The organism is Pseudomonas sp. MF6776, from assembly GCF_016613125.1.
In the GTDB taxonomy this organism is placed as follows: domain Bacteria; phylum Pseudomonadota; class Gammaproteobacteria; order Pseudomonadales; family Pseudomonadaceae; genus Aquipseudomonas; species Aquipseudomonas iridis.
On sequence record NZ_JAENSQ010000108.1, the window covers coordinates 1 to 509 of the forward strand.

Sequence of the window (509 nt, forward strand, 5' to 3'; positions counted from 1 at the left end):
GCAACAACGGGCCTCTCAGCCGTTCGGCGCCGTCTGCGCTGGCATTGGCCGCAACGTTGGTCAGCAGGCCATCAGCGCTGACTTCAAGGCGTACATCAGTGGCCCATCCATTAGGCAGCAGTGCGCGTTCGGCAAAGAAAGCGGACATGATCAAGGCACCCCGGTCGTGTGTTTATTTGTATATACATATACAGACGTTTGCCTGCTCGGTAAACTCCGGCAATCTATGCATCTTTTCCCCCTGCAAGGATTCCCCGTGCCGACTCCGCCCGCCAAGTCCCCGCTGGCTGCCCACATGGACGAAAGTCCGGCGCCCTTGTATGCCCGCGTCAAGCAGATGATCAGCCAGCAGATTCTCAACGGCAACTGGCCGCCGCACTATCGCGTGCCGTCGGAAAGCGAGTTGGTCAACCAACTGGGCTTCAGCCGCATGACCATCAACCGGGCCCTGCGCGAACTGACCGCCGAAGGGCTGCTGGTGCGCATGCAAGGTGTTGGCACCTTCGTCG

1 protein-coding gene and 1 pseudogene are annotated in these 509 nt (G+C 60.1%); one reads left to right on the forward strand and one right to left on the reverse strand.

All coding sequences use genetic code 11. The annotated features are described in order from the left end of the window. Positions 1 to 148: pseudogene (locus JJD74_RS30645) on the reverse strand (formimidoylglutamate deiminase); the annotation flags it as partial. Between the two features lie 147 nt (positions 149 to 295). On the opposite strand from JJD74_RS30645, the gene JJD74_RS30650 reads away from it, so the two are divergent. Then, positions 296 to 509 (forward strand): GntR family transcriptional regulator (locus JJD74_RS30650; protein WP_234451947.1); only part of this gene is annotated, 214 nt, incomplete at its 3' end.